Source organism: Companilactobacillus sp. FL22-1, from assembly GCF_043951805.1.
Lineage (GTDB): Bacteria > Bacillota > Bacilli > Lactobacillales > Lactobacillaceae > Companilactobacillus.
The window spans coordinates 91,810-109,234 of sequence record NZ_JBINJY010000005.1 but is presented as its reverse complement, the minus strand read 5'-3'; the positions used below and the strand labels follow the sequence as shown (position 1 = coordinate 109,234).

Genomic DNA, 17,425 nt, shown 5'->3' with positions numbered 1-17,425 from the left:
GCAATTTGTTTTACTCGCTTAAAAATTTAATCGATTTATAAATCTAAAATTACAGAAATAACAAGGATTGCTAATAATTACTAAATGTCAATGGTAATAATTAACTACTATATCTTGTTATTTTTTATTTTTGAGGGTACTATATATTGTGTTATCTTAATTATGTGGAGTGATCAGTAATGGACGTTATTAATAAAGTTATTTTGTCAGATGAATTTATCGAAAATGTTAAAAAAACAATTAAACCCCACTGGGGTGAACTAGGTTGGGTCACCTATAAACGAACATATGCCCGTTGGATTCCTGAACTGGGTCGAACTGAGAACTGGTCAGAAACTGTAAAGCGTGTTATCGAAGGAAATATTAATCTTGACCCTCGTTTGAAAAAAGACGATTTAACTGATGAAGAATATGCCGGATTAGTTAAAGAAGCTCAACAATTATACAAATTGGTCTATGGCTTGGCAGCTACACCATCAGGTCGAAATCTGTGGATCTCAGGAACAGAATATCAACATCGCAACGGGGATGCTTTGAATAACTGTTGGTTCGTGGCTATTCGTCCTCAAAAGTATGGTGAAAGCCATATCGTGCCAGATTATTTGCAAAAGGATCAACTCGCAGTTTCAATGCCATTCTCCTTCATGTTTGATCAATTGATGAAGGGTGGCGGCGTTGGTTTCTCTGTTGTTCCTAGCAACATGAAGTTAATGCCTGAGGTTGATAATAAAGTCGATTTAACTGTAATCATTGGTAAAGAGAGTGCCTCTTATAAAGACTCTATCGAAGCTGGTGCAGTTGATCGTGACGATTGGTTGGCTGAAAATGACATTTCTGCTACACGTCATTATGAAATTCCTGATACCCGTGAAGGTTGGGTCATCGGAAATGCTAATATGATCGATGCTCACTTTGCTGACACTAACGATGGACTTGATCAAGTCGTTCTTGATATTACTGATATCCGTGCTAAAGGCGAAAAAATCAAAGGTTTTGGTGGAACTGCTTCCGGTCCCATACCATTGATTGAAATGTTTTTCGATATTAACGAAGTATTGAATAATGCGGTTGGACGCAAGTTGACTTCGGTTGACTGTACCGATATGGGTAACTTGATCGGTAAGACGGTCGTAGCCGGAAATGTTCGTCGTTCAGCAGAATTAGCTTTGGGCGGTGCAACTGATGACGACTTCATTACTATGAAACAAGATCAAAAGAAACTCTACCATCACCGTTGGGCTTCTAATAACAGTGTGGCAGTTGATTCTGAATTCAAACGCTATGCACCAATTGCCGACTCCATTACTCACAATGGTGAACCTGGTATTGTGAACTTGGAATTATCCAAGAACTATGGTCGTGCCATCGACGGTTATCAACCAGGAATCGATGAAGGTGTTGAAGGAACTAATCCATGTGGGGAAATTTCTTTGAGCAATGGTGAACCATGCAACTTATTTGAAGTCTTTCCATTGATTGCCACTGAGCAAGGCTGGAGTTTAGAGGAAGCCTTTACGTTAGCTGCCCGTTATACTAAGCGTGTTACTTTCAGCAATTACGATTGGGAAGTTTCTCGTAATGTTATTCAAAAGAATCGTCGAATCGGAGTGTCAATGTCTGGTATTCAAGACTGGATTTTGACTACATTCGGTAATCGTGTTGTGACCGGTTTTGAACCTACCACTGATCCTGAAACAGGAGAAACAGTCCAAAAGCCAATTTACGATCAACGTGTTGTGAAGAAATTCGATGACTTGTACAAGACAGTCGTTGAAGCTGACAAGGAGTACTCACAAGTTTTAGGATGCAAACCATCAATCAAACATACAACAGTTAAACCTTCAGGTACTGTTGCTAAGTTGGCTGGGGTTTCTGAAGGTATGCATTTCCACTATGCAGGTTACTTAATTCAACGTATCAGATTCCAAGATTCTGATCCATTATTGCCAGCTCTAAAGGCTTGTGGATACAAGATCGAACCTGACGTTTATACGAAACATACAATGTGCGTCGAGTTCCCAGTTAAAGCTGTCAACGCCGACAATCCAAACTTTGCTTCTGCCGGTTCAGTTTCAATTGCTGAACAATTTGCTACTCAAGCTTTCTTACAAACATATTGGTCTGATAATGCTGTTAGTTGTACGATTACTTTCCAACCAAGCGAAGCTGATCAAATTGCTCCATTGATGTACCAATATAGACATTTGACGAAATCGACTTCACTGTTGCCTTATAGTGGTGCTGACTTCAAGCAAGCTCCAAAGCAACCAATCGACAAGAAGCTTTACCAAAAACGTGAAGCAGAAGTTAATGAGAATGTTGCAGCTGTCTTTGCTCAACAAAATGACAATCACGATAAGAAAGATATCGAATTGGTCGATCAATCAGATTGTGCTGGTGGAGCATGTCCAATTAGATAGAAATAATAAATCGGCTATAAGATTAGCCTTTAAGATACTTAAATCCCCTGATCAAAAAAAGATCAGAGGATTTTTTTTTGGAAAAAATTTGAGTTGTTAATATTTCACTTTTGGTCAATGTAAAAGAGCTTAAACTTTACAGTTTATGTTTACAGTTGTAAACTGTAGTTTGTTAAGAGATTACAAATGTAAACTGAATGGAGGACCAAGTTTTGACAGAAATTACAACGATGAGTCATGCAGAGTGGCAAGTTATGAGAATTATTTGGACTTTAGGTCAGGCTTCAAGTAAGCAAATCATCGAGATCTTGGAGCGTAAAACTGGTTGGAAAGCTGCGACAGTCAAAACTTTGATGATTCGTCTCCAAAAGAAGCATTTTCTTCAAGCCGATGAAACAAAACGTCCCTATATTTATCAACCCCTGATTGGTGAAGAACAGGCGATCCACGAGAGTGTCAATGAACTTTTTGATAATCTCTGTTGTATGCAAAAAGGGCATGCCATCAATGATTTGATTGAAAATTCAGCAATCTCACAAACTGACATTGCCACATTGCTACAGACTTTGAACCAGAAAGCCAAGACGGCTCCTAAAGAAGTTGACTGTGATTGTTTGGAAGCTAATTTGAAGTGAGGTGAGTGAATGATGAAAGATATGGATATGAAACACGATAATATGAAAATGGACATGTCTAGTGGCCACGATATGATGATGCATGGCGGTCAGATGATGGACATGGGTGACTTAAAACAAAAATTTTGGCTCTCATTAGTTTTAGCGATTCCCGTCTTTATTTTGTCACCATTTATGGGACTTCACTTACCATTTCAATTCCAATTTCCTGGGTCTGACTGGATCGTTTTGATTTTGTCGAGTGTGCTTTACTTTTACGGAGGCAAGCCATTTTTAACCGGGGCAAAGGGCGAATTAGCTCAGAAAAAGCCAGCCATGATGACTTTGATTACTATGGGCATAAGTGTAGCTTATATTTATAGTTTGTATGCTTTTGTGATGAATGATTTATTGCATTCAACAACCAAAATCATGGATTTCTTCTGGGAGTTAGCTTCCTTGATCGTCATCATGCTTTTGGGACACTGGATTGAGATGAAGTCGACGATGAGTGCGGGCAATGCCTTACAAAAAATTGCCTCACTAGTTCCTGATCAAGTGCATTTAATTCATGAAAATGAGGTTACTGATCAGGATATTTCAATGGTCAAAAAGGGTGACATTATTGAGGTCAGAGCCGGCGAGTCAATTCCTTTAGATGGTCATATTACGGCTGGTAGTGGCTATATCAACGAGTCATTGATCACCGGAGAATCTAAAGCGGTCAAAAAAGCTATCGCCAGTTCCGTTGTCGGTGGTTCCATTAATGGTGACAGTACTATTAAGGTACAAGTCGATAAGACTACGTCTGAGGGTTATTTATCACAGATCAGTCAACTAGTATCTGATGCACAAAATAATCGTTCCAAGACGCAAAAATTGGCTGATAAGGTATCTGGTTGGCTCTTCTATGCGGCTTTAACGGCAGGAATCTTATCGTTTATTTATTGGTTGATCTTCGGTAACATGAATACAGCCTTGAACCGGTTAGTTACAGTATTAGTTATCGCTTGTCCACACGCTTTAGGACTAGCTATTCCTTTGGTGATGTCTCGCAGTACTTCAATTGCGGCTACTAACGGCTTGATTATCCGTGATAATCAAGCGATGGAAAATAGTAAAAAAATCGATTATATTGCCATGGATAAAACGGGTACTTTGACTGAAGGTAAATTTACTGTTAATGGCTTGCAAAGTATTGACAGTTCGATAGATGATCAGAAACTTTTGGCGATTATTGCTGGGATAGAAAAGGGTTCGAGTCATCCGATTGCACAAAGTGTTTTGGATTACGTTCAAACTAAACAAGTTTCAATAGCTTCAGTCGAAAACGTCAAAGCACTCAAGGGTTATGGTATGAGTGCAACTTTAGCTGGTGAAAAATATTACTTAGTCAATATGAAGTATTTAAATGAAAATAGGGTTCTTGTTGATAAGGAACTTGTTAAAAATTACTCTGATCAAGGCAATACTATCAGTTACTTGCTTCACGATAAACAAGTTCTAGGTTTTATTGCCTTAGGGGATACGATCAAACCTAACACGATCGAGTTCATTAAGGATCTGAAGTCTCGCCATATCACTCCAATCATGTTGACCGGTGACAACAAAGAAGCTGCAGCAATAATGGCTCAACAGATGGGAATCGACGAATTTAAGGCAGAATTGTTGCCGGAAGATAAACATCAAGTCATTAAGCAATTAGAACTAGCAGGTCACCACGTGATGATGGTCGGAGATGGGATCAATGATGCACCAAGCTTAGCGGCGGCAACGATTGGTGTAGCCATTGGAGCTGGTACTGACGTCGCTATCGATTCGGCTGATGTGGTACTTTACAATTCTGATCCATTCGATATTATCAAGTTCTTGAAATTGTCACAGAACACTTACCGGAAAACAGTTGAGAATCTCTGGTGGGGAGCTGGTTACAATATCATTGCCATTCCTCTAGCAGCTGGTGTCATGGCAGGAGTAGGATTTGTCTTAAGCCCAGCTATTGGAGCAGTGGTAATGTCTTTATCAACAGTAGTGGTGGCAATTAATGCCTTAACACTGAAAATGTAAAAAAAATGAGTATTAAATATCAAAAAGATTGCTAAAATTTTAGCAATCTTTTTTCGTATTAATGACATAAAATAAATAGTTACCAAAATATATAAATTAAAAAAGCTTGTTATATAGTTTAAGAGTTTGAAAGCGCTAACGGTTGAAAAAAGGTATTCGACATAATACACTGTATTTGATAATAAGGTAGGTGACGAGACATGGGAGTAATTTCTTTCTATTTAGATGGACAGGACGAAAAACTGATTAAAAATTATGCAAAATCTAAAAATATCAGTGTATCCTCATTTATTCGTTCAGTAGCGGTCGAAAAGATCGAAGACGATTTGGACGATTAACTATACGAAAAGGCTATGAATAACTCCAAGAACTGTAGCCACGACATTTCCTTAGCACAATTGCGTAAAGAAATGGAGGCATACTGTTGAATCTAAAAAGCAATTTAAGAGCGTTTGAAGCTTGGCAGATAATCAGTTCACCTCCTGTCTTAAAGTATAAGCAACACCTTTTATGCTTAAACGTAAATACCCCCTGATTCAATTTAGAATCGGGGGGTATTTGTGTTGAGGTTAAAAAATTAAATGATTTAGTTGTAATAAGGTAAGTCCAAAAAGCTGATAATCATTTCCGTTCCTTGATCGGGTTGGGATTTGACATCAATTGAATGGCCTAACTTATCAATCATTTTTTTGGCTAAGTATAATCCCATACCAGTTGACTTACTGCCAGTAGTCCGGCCATTTGAACCAGTAAAGCCTTTATTGAAGATTCGACTGATATCTTGGTTAGAGATACCAATCCCATTGTCCTTGATGTGCAAGGCGATGTTGTTATCCTCATTAGTCGTGAAGATATCGATTTTGCCACCGGTTTCAGTGTACTTCAAGCTGTTGGATAAAATTTGATTGATGATAAAACTCAACCATTTTTCGTCGGTCAAGATTTTTTGATCGGTAATATCGAAGTGAATACCGATCCGCTTACTGATAAATATCCGTTTATTAGTTCGGATGCAGGCTTTCACAATATCGTTAAGATTTTGTTCTTGAATCAAATAGTCGTTGGAGAAGTTATTCAGTCTCGCAAAATAAAGGGCTTGGTCGACGAGATAATCGATTTGGTCAATCTCTTCTGCAATCAAATTAGGATCGAGTTGACTGTCTTGGGACAGTTTTAAAGCCGAAAGTGGCACTTTGATATCGTGGACCCAAGATTCAGTGTATTCTCGTTGATCTTTTTGATTTTGATAAAGCTGAGTCAATTCATTTCTAAATTCTAAAGAAATATTATTAATTTTGGTTTGAATGAATTTTTGTTCGTTGTTGCGGGCACCGTTGAGCTCTTTGGAAAGATCCTCTTGATAATCGCTCAGCTGTTGATACCAAGCTTTTTTGTGGTTGTAAGAGATGACTAAATTAGCAACTAAAAAGATCAACGCTAAGATCCAGGTGTAGATCAATGTTCCTGAATGAAATTTGACTCGTGGGTCTAAGTAAAAAACAATTTCAATAAAAGTCATCCCAATTAACACAATCAGAATGGAATAAATGTGGTCTCGTAAATATTTAAGAAATGTCATCTGCTACCTCTTAAGGAATGATATATCCTTGGCCAACTTTGGTGACGATATAGTTCTTTAGGCCGTATTTTTCGATTTTGCCGCGCAGGCGATTGATATTGACAGTCAACGTGTTATCATCCACGAATCGCTCATCGTCCCACATGAAGTTCAAGAGTTGCTCACGAGTGACGATTTTACCTTGATCTTTTAATAGACGTTGTAAGAGCTTGTATTCATTTTTAGATAAGTCAATCTTGTTATTGTCAATTTCAACCGTTCCACTGGAAAGATTCAGTTTGAGACCATTGTGTTCGATCACGTCGTCAGTCCGTTTGGTAAAATCATAAGTCCGACGTAACAGAGCGTTGATTTTGGCGATTAAGATATCGATCGAGAAAGGTTTTTCAACGAAATCATCCGCTCCCATGTTCATTGACATAATCTGGTCCATGTTGGAATTTCGTGAGGAGATAATAATGATTGGGATTTTAGAAACCTTCCGAATCTCTTGATTCCAGTAATAGCCGTCGAAAACAGGTAAATTAATATCAAGTAAGACCAAATCAGGTTGATAATCATTGAATTGTTCAATAATATTATTAAAATCTTTTGTGATATAGGAACTCATTTGCCACTTTTCAAGATTTTCACTGATTAATTGAGAGATAGAAGGATCATCTTCAATAATCATAATTTTTGCCATAATAAAATTCCCTCCGTGCTAGAATAGAGACACTATACAATATGATAACAATAATTAATTGAATTTGGAGAAGAAACGGTGCAAATTGTTGTAAAGAATATTTCAAAGGACTTTGGTAAGAAAAAGACAGCCGTCCATGCTATCAAAGATATCAGCCTTGAAGTTAAGCAAGGTGAATTTTTGGGAATAATGGGACCTTCTGGAGCCGGAAAAACCACGCTTCTAAATATGATCTCGACTAATGAACGGCCTGACCACGGTCAGATAATTGTTGATGGATTAGATTTAACACAATTGCATGATCGTGATCAAGCAAAATATCGTCGCAATAAAATGGGATTTATTTATCAAAGTTTCGAATTACTCGACTCTTTGAATGTTAAAGAAAATATCATTTTGCCATTGGCATTAAGTCGTTCAAACAAACATCTGATCGAACAGCGGTTCAATTATATGACGCAGTTGCTCGATATTGAGAAATTAACTGACCGGGCAATTGATGAGCTATCTCTCGGACAACGGCAGATCGTTGCGGCTGCTAGAGCTTTGATCAATCGACCGGAGATCTTGTTTGCCGATGAACCAACAGGTTCGCTTGATTCCAAGTCAGCCACAATTCTGTTGAATTATATGCAGATGGTTAATGAAAAAGAAAGTACGACTATTTTGATGGCGACGCATGATGCTTTTACAGCCAGTTATTGTAGTCGAGTGGTCTTTATCAAAGATGGGGCATTTTTCTCAGAAATCGTCAATCCGGGAAATCGTGATAAGTTTTTTGAGCAGATCATCAATATGCAACGAACAATTGGCGGAGGCGATTATTTCAATGTATCACAAAATTATTAAACGTAGCCTTTCCAATATGAAAGATAGTTATTTGATCTACATTTTATCTTGTAGTTTGGCGATTGGAATTTTCGGTATCTTATTATCAATCGGCGACAATCCTTCAGTTCATTTAGCGATGGAGTGGTGGGATAGGTTCATTTATGAAATATCGACCATGATGAGTTATATTTTTGCCATCTGTGCCTTTGCTTATATGATTTACGTGGGCGGATTTTTTGTTAAACAGCAACGGAATGAATTTGTGACTTTTGAAAAGTTAGGGATGCAACGTTGGATGATCGTTATGATCAGTTTCTTGCAAACCACACTTGTACAAGTCATTGCTTGGGTGATTGGGATCGCCTGGTTGCTGATTTTTCAAAAGTTCATGGGTATGATGCTCCTTTATTTAATGAAAATTCCTTATAATTTTAAAATGTATATCGGGTGGGATAAAGCCTGGGTTTTAGCTGAAATGTTTTTGGTTTCAACTCTGATTTTGAGTTTAATCAACGCCATCAAAACCATCCGGATTTTGCAGAAGAAACAACGAAGAACGATTGTCAAAACTCGGTGGTGGTTACGAATACCAGCGGGAATTTTAGGCGTAATTTTGTTATTGACGGCCCAAGTGACAACTATCTATCTCTTTAAGGATATGAGAACAATCAGTTATTCGTCCCGACCATTTCTTGAAATTATGTATATTATGGGGGCTGACGTTTTTGGAACTTACCTAGTCTATTTCGGCTTTTTACCGTCGATTTTGAATACTTTGGAAAAAATTCATTCGATTTTTTATTCCGGCATCAATATCTTTTCGTTCAAGTATTTGAAAGAACGGCTTTTTCAAAACATTTCGATTCTGTGGTTCGTAACTGAATTATCAGCCTTAGCTTTAGCACTGTTGATGTTTTGTTATTTTGGTTATCAAGCAGTCCATCAAAATTACAACAGTGCCTATCCATTTGAACTGGCAGCAAATAAGGATACTGTTAAGGTAATTCGTGAAGAGTTGCAGAAAAATAAGTCTAAGATCAAAGGAGAGTATAAGACCGACGTTAAGATCAATTTGGTTTCGTACTACAGTAAAGCAAGTGGGGACTTTGTCAAGCAACCAATGACTTTTATGTCATATTCCTCTTATCAGAGTTTACCTAAACGTATGCGAAAGTATAATCCCAAGATCAATCGCCATCAGTTTTTGAAAATCGATTATAATTCTTCAATTATGTATAATGACGATTCTGATGAACATGATATTGAAGTCAAGGATTCACCGATCATTCCCGTAGCTAAGCAAGGTAACTCCTTCCCATATGGAAGTTCAATGCACTTTGGACCAATGATGATCGTACCTAATTCGTATTATCAGAAGATGCCTAGCGAAGTGCATGATACTTTTTACGGCTGGGATTTCAAAAAGGGCGACCGTCTGAAACGAAGTCAATTACAGAAGCTGAATAATTATCGTGACGCTTACTATATGAAGGTCAATTTTAAATCATCACTGGCAGAATCAACGATTCAAGTCATGAAAAAAGAACCCTCTAAATATGGACCATCTACTTATACGCAAGCTGGATTTTTGCGACAAGGCAATATCAAGAAACGATTTAAACAAGGTGGCGGTTTCTATCTTTTTATCGTCGCATTGTTCAGTGTTTCCTTGTTGGTTGCTTTAGGTAGTGTTCTGACATTACGGATTCTCTTACGTGACGATTATCAGTCTCGACAACTCCGGACCTTACAAAAAATTGGTGTCGAAGAAAAAGAGATCAAGCATATCATTAGGCGTGAAAATACCCTGACTTTCTTGATCCCGATTATTTTTGCTTTGATGCAATCCTTTTCGGCCATTGCGATGTTTGACTTTGGTCGCCATATTTCAATGAATATTATTTTGATCTACGGAGGTTATATTATTCTCTACGGATTATTCGGAATAATCAGTTACCAAGTTTCCTGGCGTGGCGTAAAGCAGAAGTTTAATCTATGACCGAATAAGCTTTCGAGAAAAAGCCAAAGTCTTCCTCATTACTGCCTTGAATTTGAGTCTGGATCTCTTGTTCTAACAAATGATTCCACGCTTTGATTTGGCTAGTTTCAGTAAAAGTCTTAATTATCAAATATTCTCGAAGACTTTCCCTGTTTTGAAAGGTAATAGTTGCGTTAGAATTAAAAGAGTATTGCTGGGTCCCAAACAGCTTATCTTCAAACAGCTTAGCCTGATCGGCATTCAATTTTAAATACGTTAAGGAGTATAGCTGCTTATTTGGGTCGTAAAAACCATTGATACTATGATATTGTGCAGATGTTGATAATTTTTTTATCAAAAGATGGTCCGCATTGGCATGAAATAAGGGTTTTAATAAGGTGTCAGCTGAAGTTAGTTGACTCTTTAAAAAATTATATGTGCCTAGCTTTAATGTTATGTTCATAATTTGTTGAAATCCTTTCAATTAAATTTTTTGGAGGTTTTCTATGTTAGTTACAGTTTTAGGATTTTACGGTGGATATCCCCACGACGGTATCGGAACGTCAGGTTATTTATTACAAGATGGCAAGCAAAAGATTCTGATCGATTGCGGCAGTGGCGTTTTGAATGCCTTGTCCAAGTACATGAAACCGACTGATCTTGACGCCGTCGTCTTATCCCACTATCACCATGATCATACAGCAGATGTCGGAGTTTTGCAGTACGAATGGCTTGCTGCTAAAAAAGAAAATCTACTACCTATTTATGGTCATACTCAAGATTTTGTCAACTATGCACAATTGACAGTTGAAAATGCCACTCAAGGAATAGCCTATAATGACTATGAACCAACTGAGATCGGCAACTTGAAATTTGAGTTTCTCAGAACTGTTCATCCAGTTCCGGCCTATGCTATGCGCATCACTGATCAAGAAGGTAAGGTTTGTGTCTATACAGCTGATACAACTTATTTCGATGGCTTAGTAGATTTTGCCAAGGATGCTGATTTATTGATTGCTGATACTAATTTTCCAGAGAACGTGACTGGTCGTAAGGCTCACTTGAACACTAAAGAGGCTGGTACTCTAGCTAAAGAAGCTGGCGTTAAACGGCTCTTGATCAGTCATTTGCCACAGACGGTTGATTTGGAGAAAATGTTAGAACAATCACAAAAGTATGCCGGTGATATTCCAGTTGTAAAATCCTTCCAAGGATTGGAAATTGACTTGTAAGCAAGCTAATTCAGCAATCTGCTTTCAATGAAAGTACTATTAATTATAACTAATGTAATAAATTAAATAAAGTTTATATAATTTGTGAACAATTCACATAAACAGTGATTTGATGGGTACATGTTTTCACAAAATGATAGTTTTCGAACAAATATTCGTAATTTTTTATGAAAAACTATAGATTTTATTATTGGAGTAAGTTACAATATTTATGTGTTTAAAGAGTTTGAAACTACACAGGAAAGGAGAGATTATTTATGGTTACCATTTATACATCTCCAAGTTGTACTTCATGTCGTAAGGCCAAGGCTTGGCTTGAACAACATGACATTCCTTACAAAGAAAGAAACATTTACTCAGAACCTTTAAATAAGCAAGAAATCAAACAAGTATTACAAATGACTGAAAACGGAACGGAAGAAATTATTTCTACTCGTTCCAAGGCTTTCCAAAATCTTAAGGTTAATTTGGACGATTTAACGATTGATCAACTGTTAGATTTAGTTCAAACAAACCCAGGTCTCTTGAAACGTCCAATTATCATGGATGACAAACGACTTCAAGTCGGTTTCAATGAAGATGAAATCAGAAGATTCTTGCCTAGAAGTGTTAGAACTATGGAACTTCAAAAGGCTCAACTTATGGCTGGACTATAAAATTAACCAGATCACTTTCTTTTTTGGGGAGTGATCTTTTTTTATTAGGAATTGGTAAAGGCACTTATCGTTTTAGGACGGTAAGTGCTTTTTGTCGCTTAATTACCAAATTTTAACAGTTTGAGGATTAAGCAAAAAATTTGACAAAAAAACCAATTTCAAAAAAATTTTTTTATTCTAATTAGGAATAAATTAATATCCCTCATGTAATATACTGCTCTATGAGAATTAATTGGGAGGACTTATCTATGGTTGTAAAGAGAACTCAAAATAAAAGCGGCCCGAGTAGTAACAACAGGCGGCGTATCGTCTTTTTAAGTTTAATCTTTGGAATCGGCATAGGCTCATCTATACATGCATCTACGATTAATGCTGAAGTTGTTGATGATGCACAGGGGATGCTGAACCAAAATACAATTAATATTATGAATCGTAATTTAACCGCTAATGTTAATACTATTATGCCTTTGGCGGTTTCAAATACCTCAATCACTCACAGTGGTATTGATGGGAGTGCTGAATGGGAGATTGATAGCAGTGGTAAATTGACGATCCATGCTGGAGTTTTAGCCTATGGTCAAGGAAATTGGAGTACCTTTGCTAGTTCCATCACTAGTGTCTATGTTGAACCTGGCGTGGTACCATACACTGAATATTATGCTGAGAAGACTGAAAATGCGGTCTTTTCGGGTTTAACTAATGTCAAAACAATCGATGTAACTAATATGGATGTCTCTAGGGCAAAGGTTTTATCAGGCTTTTTTAAAAATGATCAACAATTGACACAAATTATTGGCCTAGATAAATGGGATACATCTAATTGCCAAACAATGGAAAGTCTATTTGAAAATGATGAAGCGTTAACTGATATTGATGTCTCCAATTTTAATACTGAAAATCTGATGACAGCTTCTAGCATGTTTTGTAAGTGTGTGGCATTAGAGAACCTGGATGTTTCCAATTTTAATACTTCAAATTTAGAGTTAATGGATAAGATGTTTGCGTATATGACTGGGAAAATAACCGGGTTAAATAAATTTGATACTAGCAAAGTTACCAGTTTAAGTGGAGCATTTAATGAAAATGATTTTACAAAAACTAATTCCGATGATCTTAAGGATTGGGATGTCTCAAATGTTAATAATATGTCCGATTTATTTCGACAATGTAAATTTTTGAGTCTTGATTTAAGTAATTGGGATGTCAGTAAGGTCACCAATATGCAATATATGTTTGCCTCCGATAGCAATATTGATCAAGTAAAAAATATTGCCGATTGGGATGTCAGTAATGTAACTAATATGAGCTATATGTTTTCAGATGTAAAGGATAGTGATTTATCCGTTATTGAGAATTGGGACGTTTCTAATGTTACGAATATGGCAAGAACCTTTCAATCTTGTGCAAACTTAAAGTCCTTAGACTTGTCCAAATGGAATACCGAAAGCTTAAGCGAAGTTGTTGGTATGTTTTATATGTCCAAATTACTAAATGAAGATAATTTAAAAGGTTATCAAACTTTAATAACTAATAAAGTATCTTCAATCAGCTGGATGTTTGCTGGTACTGGATTTACAGCTATAGACTTTTCAAAAGCTGATACTTCAAATGTTACTAATATGTCAAATGCGTTTTCTAGTACTACTAAATTAAAGAAATTTATCGGTTCACTTGATACAAGCAAAGTTACCAATATGGCGAGTACGTTCAGTGGTTCAGCTTTTGACGATCCGAGTGCTTCGAACATTGCTGATTGGGACACTTCAAACGTTCGAAGTCTTGAGTCAACTTTTCAATTAGCTAAGGGGACTAATTATGACTTCATCAAAAATTGGGATGTCTCCAAAGTTACGACTATGAATAATACCTTTTCTAGTATGGCTAATGCCAAGAGTATACCTGTTGAGAATTGGGATGTTTCGAATGTGACGAACTTTTATCGAACTTTTTATTATTCTTCAGGATTCACTAGTTTGCCTTTGAAAGATTGGAATGTCTCTAAAGCAACTAATATGGATGGAATGTTTTGGGGTGCATCGTCACTTAAAACATTGGATATCAATAAATGGGATACCGCACAAGTAACAACATTTTACAATATGTTCAATTCGATGAATAATTTGGAGACACTTGATATATCTAATTTTGATACGACTAATGCAACAAATGTTCAATCCATGTTCAGTGGAGATAAAAAGCTTTGGAAAGTTACTTTAGGTCCTAAATCTGTGCTGACTAATTTAAAAGGGAGCACCAATCCTGTGGGGGCTGGATTACTAGATCCGGTTGCTGGTACGAATGTGTCTGATGATTCATCTGATCAAACTTTTAAGGCTATCAGCGATAAGTGGCAAGAAGTCGATGCCAATAATGGTGGAACTGATCATGCTCCGGTTGGCGACTTGATTTCAGCCGCTGAAATAATGGCTAAATTTTCAACCACCGGTAATCCCGTGACAACTTATGTTTGGCAACAACAATATAAAATTAATATGAGTTTATCGGTTCCTGACGTGGACTTTGGGACAACGACTAATGTTTCAGGATTAGTTAAGCACAAAGATAATTTTGACGTCACGATCGTCAATAAAAATTATCCAAATACGCCGGTACCATCTACCATATCAGTTTCAATGGATCAACCATTGACCGATTCGTTAGATAGTTCAAAAATCTTGAATAATGTTTTGATTTTCAAAGGGAATGATAACAAAGAACAGATCTTAACTTCTGCCGATACCGAAATCTATACGGGAGATATTACTGATGGCACGAGTACATTATCTTGGGATGATGCACATGGGCTTTTATTGAATATGAATAATGACAAATTTGCCAAGAGTGGTCATTACTCCACGACCCTTAAATGGACGATGAAGAATAGTATCTAGAAAGTCGTTATTTTTGACTAGTATTCCGACATTTAGTATATTATTCCAATGACTCGTAATATCGACATATGATAGTTGAAATAGTTTTTGAGACTGTTAAAATGTAGATACAGAATTGAGGTGACTATGATGGAAATGGATCGACTTAATGAGAATACAATCAGAGTCATTCTTAGTACAGAGGATTTACAAGAGCGTGGGGTTACAGTTTTAGATTTGCTTGGCAATAAAAAACAAATTGAATCGTTCTTCTACAGTATTTTGGATGAAGTTGATAAGGATCATGTTTTTACAAATAATGAACCTGTTACTTTCCAAATAATGCCAAACAAAGCAGGTTTGGAATTGTTAATTAGCAAGAGTGATGATTCTGAAAGTACAGGTTCATTGCCATTGGGTGGACTACAAGATTCAGTTCAAAGTAATGATGAAGATAATGATCAGGCTAACGATAAACTCGGCACGGAAGAGTATGACAGTGATACTGCACCATACTTGAATGATCCCGATACACCTACCAAGACGATTATTGTCGAATTCAAAGATTTTGAAGATTATGTCCAGTTGGCTGACCTACTGCACTTAGAGAGTGGTATCTCAAATCTTTTTGAATATAATGACAAGTATTACTTGCAATTGATTCTCTTTACTGATGAAATGCATGAAATGACTTACAGCGATGTTTTGGCCCTCTTGAGCGAATACAGCTTCAAGACTAAAGTCACAGCTGCGGTTCTATCGGAGTATGGTAAAGAAATCATGACTAAGACTGCTTTGGAATTGACTAGATACTATTTTGGAAAATAAAAAAGCGATAAGTCATCGCTTTAAGAATTAAGATGAGATGTTCTTTGATTCAGTTATAGAATCAGAGGGCATCTTTTTTTTCGTAGTTTTTATCAGAGGTGATAAAAATGTACGCAGCTTTAGATAAAAAAGGTAAACTTATTTATGCTCAAGAAGCATTAGAAAATAAGCAGTATTATTGTTGTCATTGTGATCAACAAGTGAAATTAATTCTGACTGACAAGCGACGTTATTTTCGGCATGTCAATCAGTCCCACAATACTGTCAATGAAAGTCGGCTTCATCAACAAGGTAAGCAATTTCTGGTTGAGAAGTGTCGTAAGTTTCAAACTCTGGATGTCAAAACGGAAGTTTATCTGCCCAAGATTCAGCAACGACCAGATATTTTAGTTGGAACCAAATTAGCCGTCGAATATCAGTGTGCCCGAATCAAACTGGAGACCTTTAAAAAACGGGTTCAAGGTTATCAACAGGTCGGCATCAAAAGTATCTGGGTGTTAGGAGGAGCTTATTTACAAACCAATTTGCAGCATGAACACTTGAAGTTTCTCGATTATACACCAGGGATGGGCTACTTTTTAATGATGTACGATGCCTCAAAAAATCGCTTTCAACTATTTCACCATATAAGATTTATCGGACCGTTCAATAAGTTGTTCTTTCAACGCGAGATTTTTTCAGCTAAAAACCTGCCTAATCTATTCGATTATGCGCCTCAAGAATATTGGCTGCAGCCGCAATTGATGAATGATTATTTGATCCAAAAATTGCGTCAAAAGGTTGATTTACCGTCGCAGAGATTTAAATTAGCTTTCTTTCAAAGACGACAACAGACGGTTGAAGATTACTTAAAGGATCGCATGTTTCCAGCTCAAGCACCGATCTATAAGACGCCCGCCTGGCAAAAGGCCTGTGGAGTTATACCTAAGCGCTTGAATCAACCATTATTGTGACAAAATAAATACCCTCTGATTTGATTCGAATCAGAAGGTATTTGAGTTATATTGTTTGATAACTAGTGTCTAAATTTATCTAGACTGATCACGGTGTTAGAGTCGAGATAACTCTCTGTATGAGGGAGTTCTTGTTCCAGCATCGAATTGATATTTTCAATGACACTCTTTGTGGCGCATGAATCACCGAAGTCATTGATCATTACACCAGGTTTTTCCTCATGGTCGAGATCGAAAATAACGGCGGTCGGAGCCTTTTGAATGTTCATTTCTAAGGATAATTGCTGATCACGTTTCAAACCTTGACTAACGCATTGGCTTTCTTTATCAGCCATAATTGACTTATAGTCGAGCCCGCTGTTGTTAATTGCCCGCTTGATAGTGGTATCATCAAAGGGATTGTTCAAAACATTCACTTGTTCTTGAAGATTCATTAAAAAATTACGTGCCTTTTTGTTTCCTTGGCATGAAGCGGCCTTATATAATTTGGCTGCTTCTAAGACATTTTGTGAGGCCGTAGTACGTTCCTCGATGTCGCTGATTTTAAAGCCCTTTTGTTGTATGTAATCATTAATTGTTGCCATATTATAGTTCGTTACGAAATGATATTGCGTATCAATGTCGTGCTTCCGAGTGAAATCGATAATAGCTTGTTCCACCGTTAAACAATACGAACATAAGGGATTAATATATAAGAATATTTCCCACATTA

At 36.9% G+C, this 17,425-nt stretch carries 15 protein-coding genes; 11 read left to right on the top strand and 4 right to left on the bottom strand.

The features are described 5' to 3' along the window. Positions 1-179: 179 nt before the first annotated feature. From nrdJ to ACG72T_RS05490, 4 genes are all read left to right on the top strand, one after another. Positions 180-2,420: a ribonucleoside-triphosphate reductase, adenosylcobalamin-dependent gene (nrdJ, locus tag ACG72T_RS05505; RefSeq protein WP_395265143.1), complete on the top strand. Its 2,241-nt coding sequence runs from the start codon at positions 180-182 to the stop codon at positions 2,418-2,420. Between the two features lie 212 nt (positions 2,421-2,632). Next, positions 2,633-3,055: a CopY/TcrY family copper transport repressor gene (locus tag ACG72T_RS05500; RefSeq protein WP_395265142.1), complete on the top strand. Its 423-nt coding sequence runs from the start codon at positions 2,633-2,635 to the stop codon at positions 3,053-3,055. A 9-nt stretch (positions 3,056-3,064) separates the two neighbouring features. Continuing rightward, the gene (locus ACG72T_RS05495) at positions 3,065-5,101 is read left to right on the top strand and encodes a heavy metal translocating P-type ATPase (RefSeq protein WP_395265141.1); all 2,037 of its coding nucleotides are present in this window, start codon (positions 3,065-3,067) and stop codon (positions 5,099-5,101) included. Between the two features lie 200 nt (positions 5,102-5,301). Further along, positions 5,302-5,439, top strand: a complete 138-nt coding sequence (locus ACG72T_RS05490; RefSeq protein WP_395265140.1) for a DUF6290 family protein — start codon at positions 5,302-5,304, stop codon at positions 5,437-5,439. A gap of 248 nt (positions 5,440-5,687) precedes the next feature. On the opposite strand, the gene ACG72T_RS05485 is transcribed toward ACG72T_RS05490, so the two are convergent. Beyond that, the gene (locus ACG72T_RS05485; RefSeq protein ID WP_395265139.1) at positions 5,688-6,680 is read right to left on the bottom strand and encodes a sensor histidine kinase; all 993 of its coding nucleotides are present in this window, start codon (positions 6,678-6,680) and stop codon (positions 5,688-5,690) included. A 10-nt stretch (positions 6,681-6,690) separates the two neighbouring features. Further along, positions 6,691-7,365: a response regulator transcription factor gene (locus ACG72T_RS05480; RefSeq protein WP_395265138.1), complete on the bottom strand. Its 675-nt coding sequence runs from the start codon at positions 7,363-7,365 to the stop codon at positions 6,691-6,693. Positions 7,366-7,443: 78 nt separating this feature from the next. Between ACG72T_RS05480 and ACG72T_RS05475 the strand changes: the two genes are divergently transcribed. Together ACG72T_RS05475 and ACG72T_RS05470 are read left to right on the top strand one after the other, a co-directional pair. After that, positions 7,444-8,214 carry an ABC transporter ATP-binding protein gene (locus tag ACG72T_RS05475; protein WP_395265137.1) on the top strand — a complete coding sequence of 257 codons (771 nt, stop codon included), beginning with the start codon at positions 7,444-7,446 and terminating at the stop codon, positions 8,212-8,214. Further along, positions 8,195-10,195: an ABC transporter permease gene (locus ACG72T_RS05470; protein WP_395265136.1), complete on the top strand. Its 2,001-nt coding sequence runs from the start codon at positions 8,195-8,197 to the stop codon at positions 10,193-10,195. Before ACG72T_RS05475 ends, ACG72T_RS05470 begins: the two co-directional genes overlap by 20 nt. Here the strand turns inward: ACG72T_RS05470 and ACG72T_RS05465 are convergent. After that, positions 10,185-10,658: a hypothetical protein gene (locus ACG72T_RS05465; RefSeq protein WP_395265135.1), complete on the bottom strand. Its 474-nt coding sequence runs from the start codon at positions 10,656-10,658 to the stop codon at positions 10,185-10,187. The two genes, ACG72T_RS05470 and ACG72T_RS05465, sit on opposite strands and share 11 nt — an antisense overlap. Positions 10,659-10,680: 22 nt before the next feature. On the opposite strand from ACG72T_RS05465, the gene ACG72T_RS05460 reads away from it, so the two are divergent. The 5 genes from ACG72T_RS05460 to ACG72T_RS05440 all read left to right on the top strand — a co-directional run bounded on the left by ACG72T_RS05460 (position 10,681) and on the right by ACG72T_RS05440 (position 16,713). Next, positions 10,681-11,406 (top strand): MBL fold metallo-hydrolase, encoded by a 726-nt coding sequence (locus ACG72T_RS05460; RefSeq protein ID WP_395265134.1) that lies wholly within the window; start codon positions 10,681-10,683, stop codon positions 11,404-11,406. A 257-nt stretch (positions 11,407-11,663) separates the two neighbouring features. After that, on the top strand, positions 11,664-12,062 hold the full coding sequence (gene spxA, locus ACG72T_RS05455) for a transcriptional regulator SpxA (RefSeq protein WP_010020587.1): 399 nt from the start codon (positions 11,664-11,666) through the stop codon (positions 12,060-12,062). 248 nt (positions 12,063-12,310) lie between these two features. Then, the gene (locus ACG72T_RS05450; protein ID WP_395265133.1) at positions 12,311-14,953 is read left to right on the top strand and encodes a BspA family leucine-rich repeat surface protein; all 2,643 of its coding nucleotides are present in this window, start codon (positions 12,311-12,313) and stop codon (positions 14,951-14,953) included. Positions 14,954-15,082: 129 nt separating this feature from the next. Next, positions 15,083-15,760 (top strand): adaptor protein MecA, encoded by a 678-nt coding sequence (locus ACG72T_RS05445; RefSeq protein ID WP_395265244.1) that lies wholly within the window; start codon positions 15,083-15,085, stop codon positions 15,758-15,760. Positions 15,761-15,867: 107 nt separating this feature from the next. Beyond that, positions 15,868-16,713 carry a competence protein CoiA gene (locus tag ACG72T_RS05440; RefSeq protein WP_395265132.1) on the top strand — a complete coding sequence of 282 codons (846 nt, stop codon included), beginning with the start codon at positions 15,868-15,870 and terminating at the stop codon, positions 16,711-16,713. Between the two features lie 62 nt (positions 16,714-16,775). Here ACG72T_RS05440 and ACG72T_RS05435 read toward each other — a convergent pair whose 3' ends face one another. Then, positions 16,776-17,423, bottom strand: a complete 648-nt coding sequence (locus tag ACG72T_RS05435) for a DsbA family protein (protein ID WP_395265131.1) — start codon at positions 17,421-17,423, stop codon at positions 16,776-16,778. Positions 17,424-17,425 lie beyond the last annotated feature (2 nt).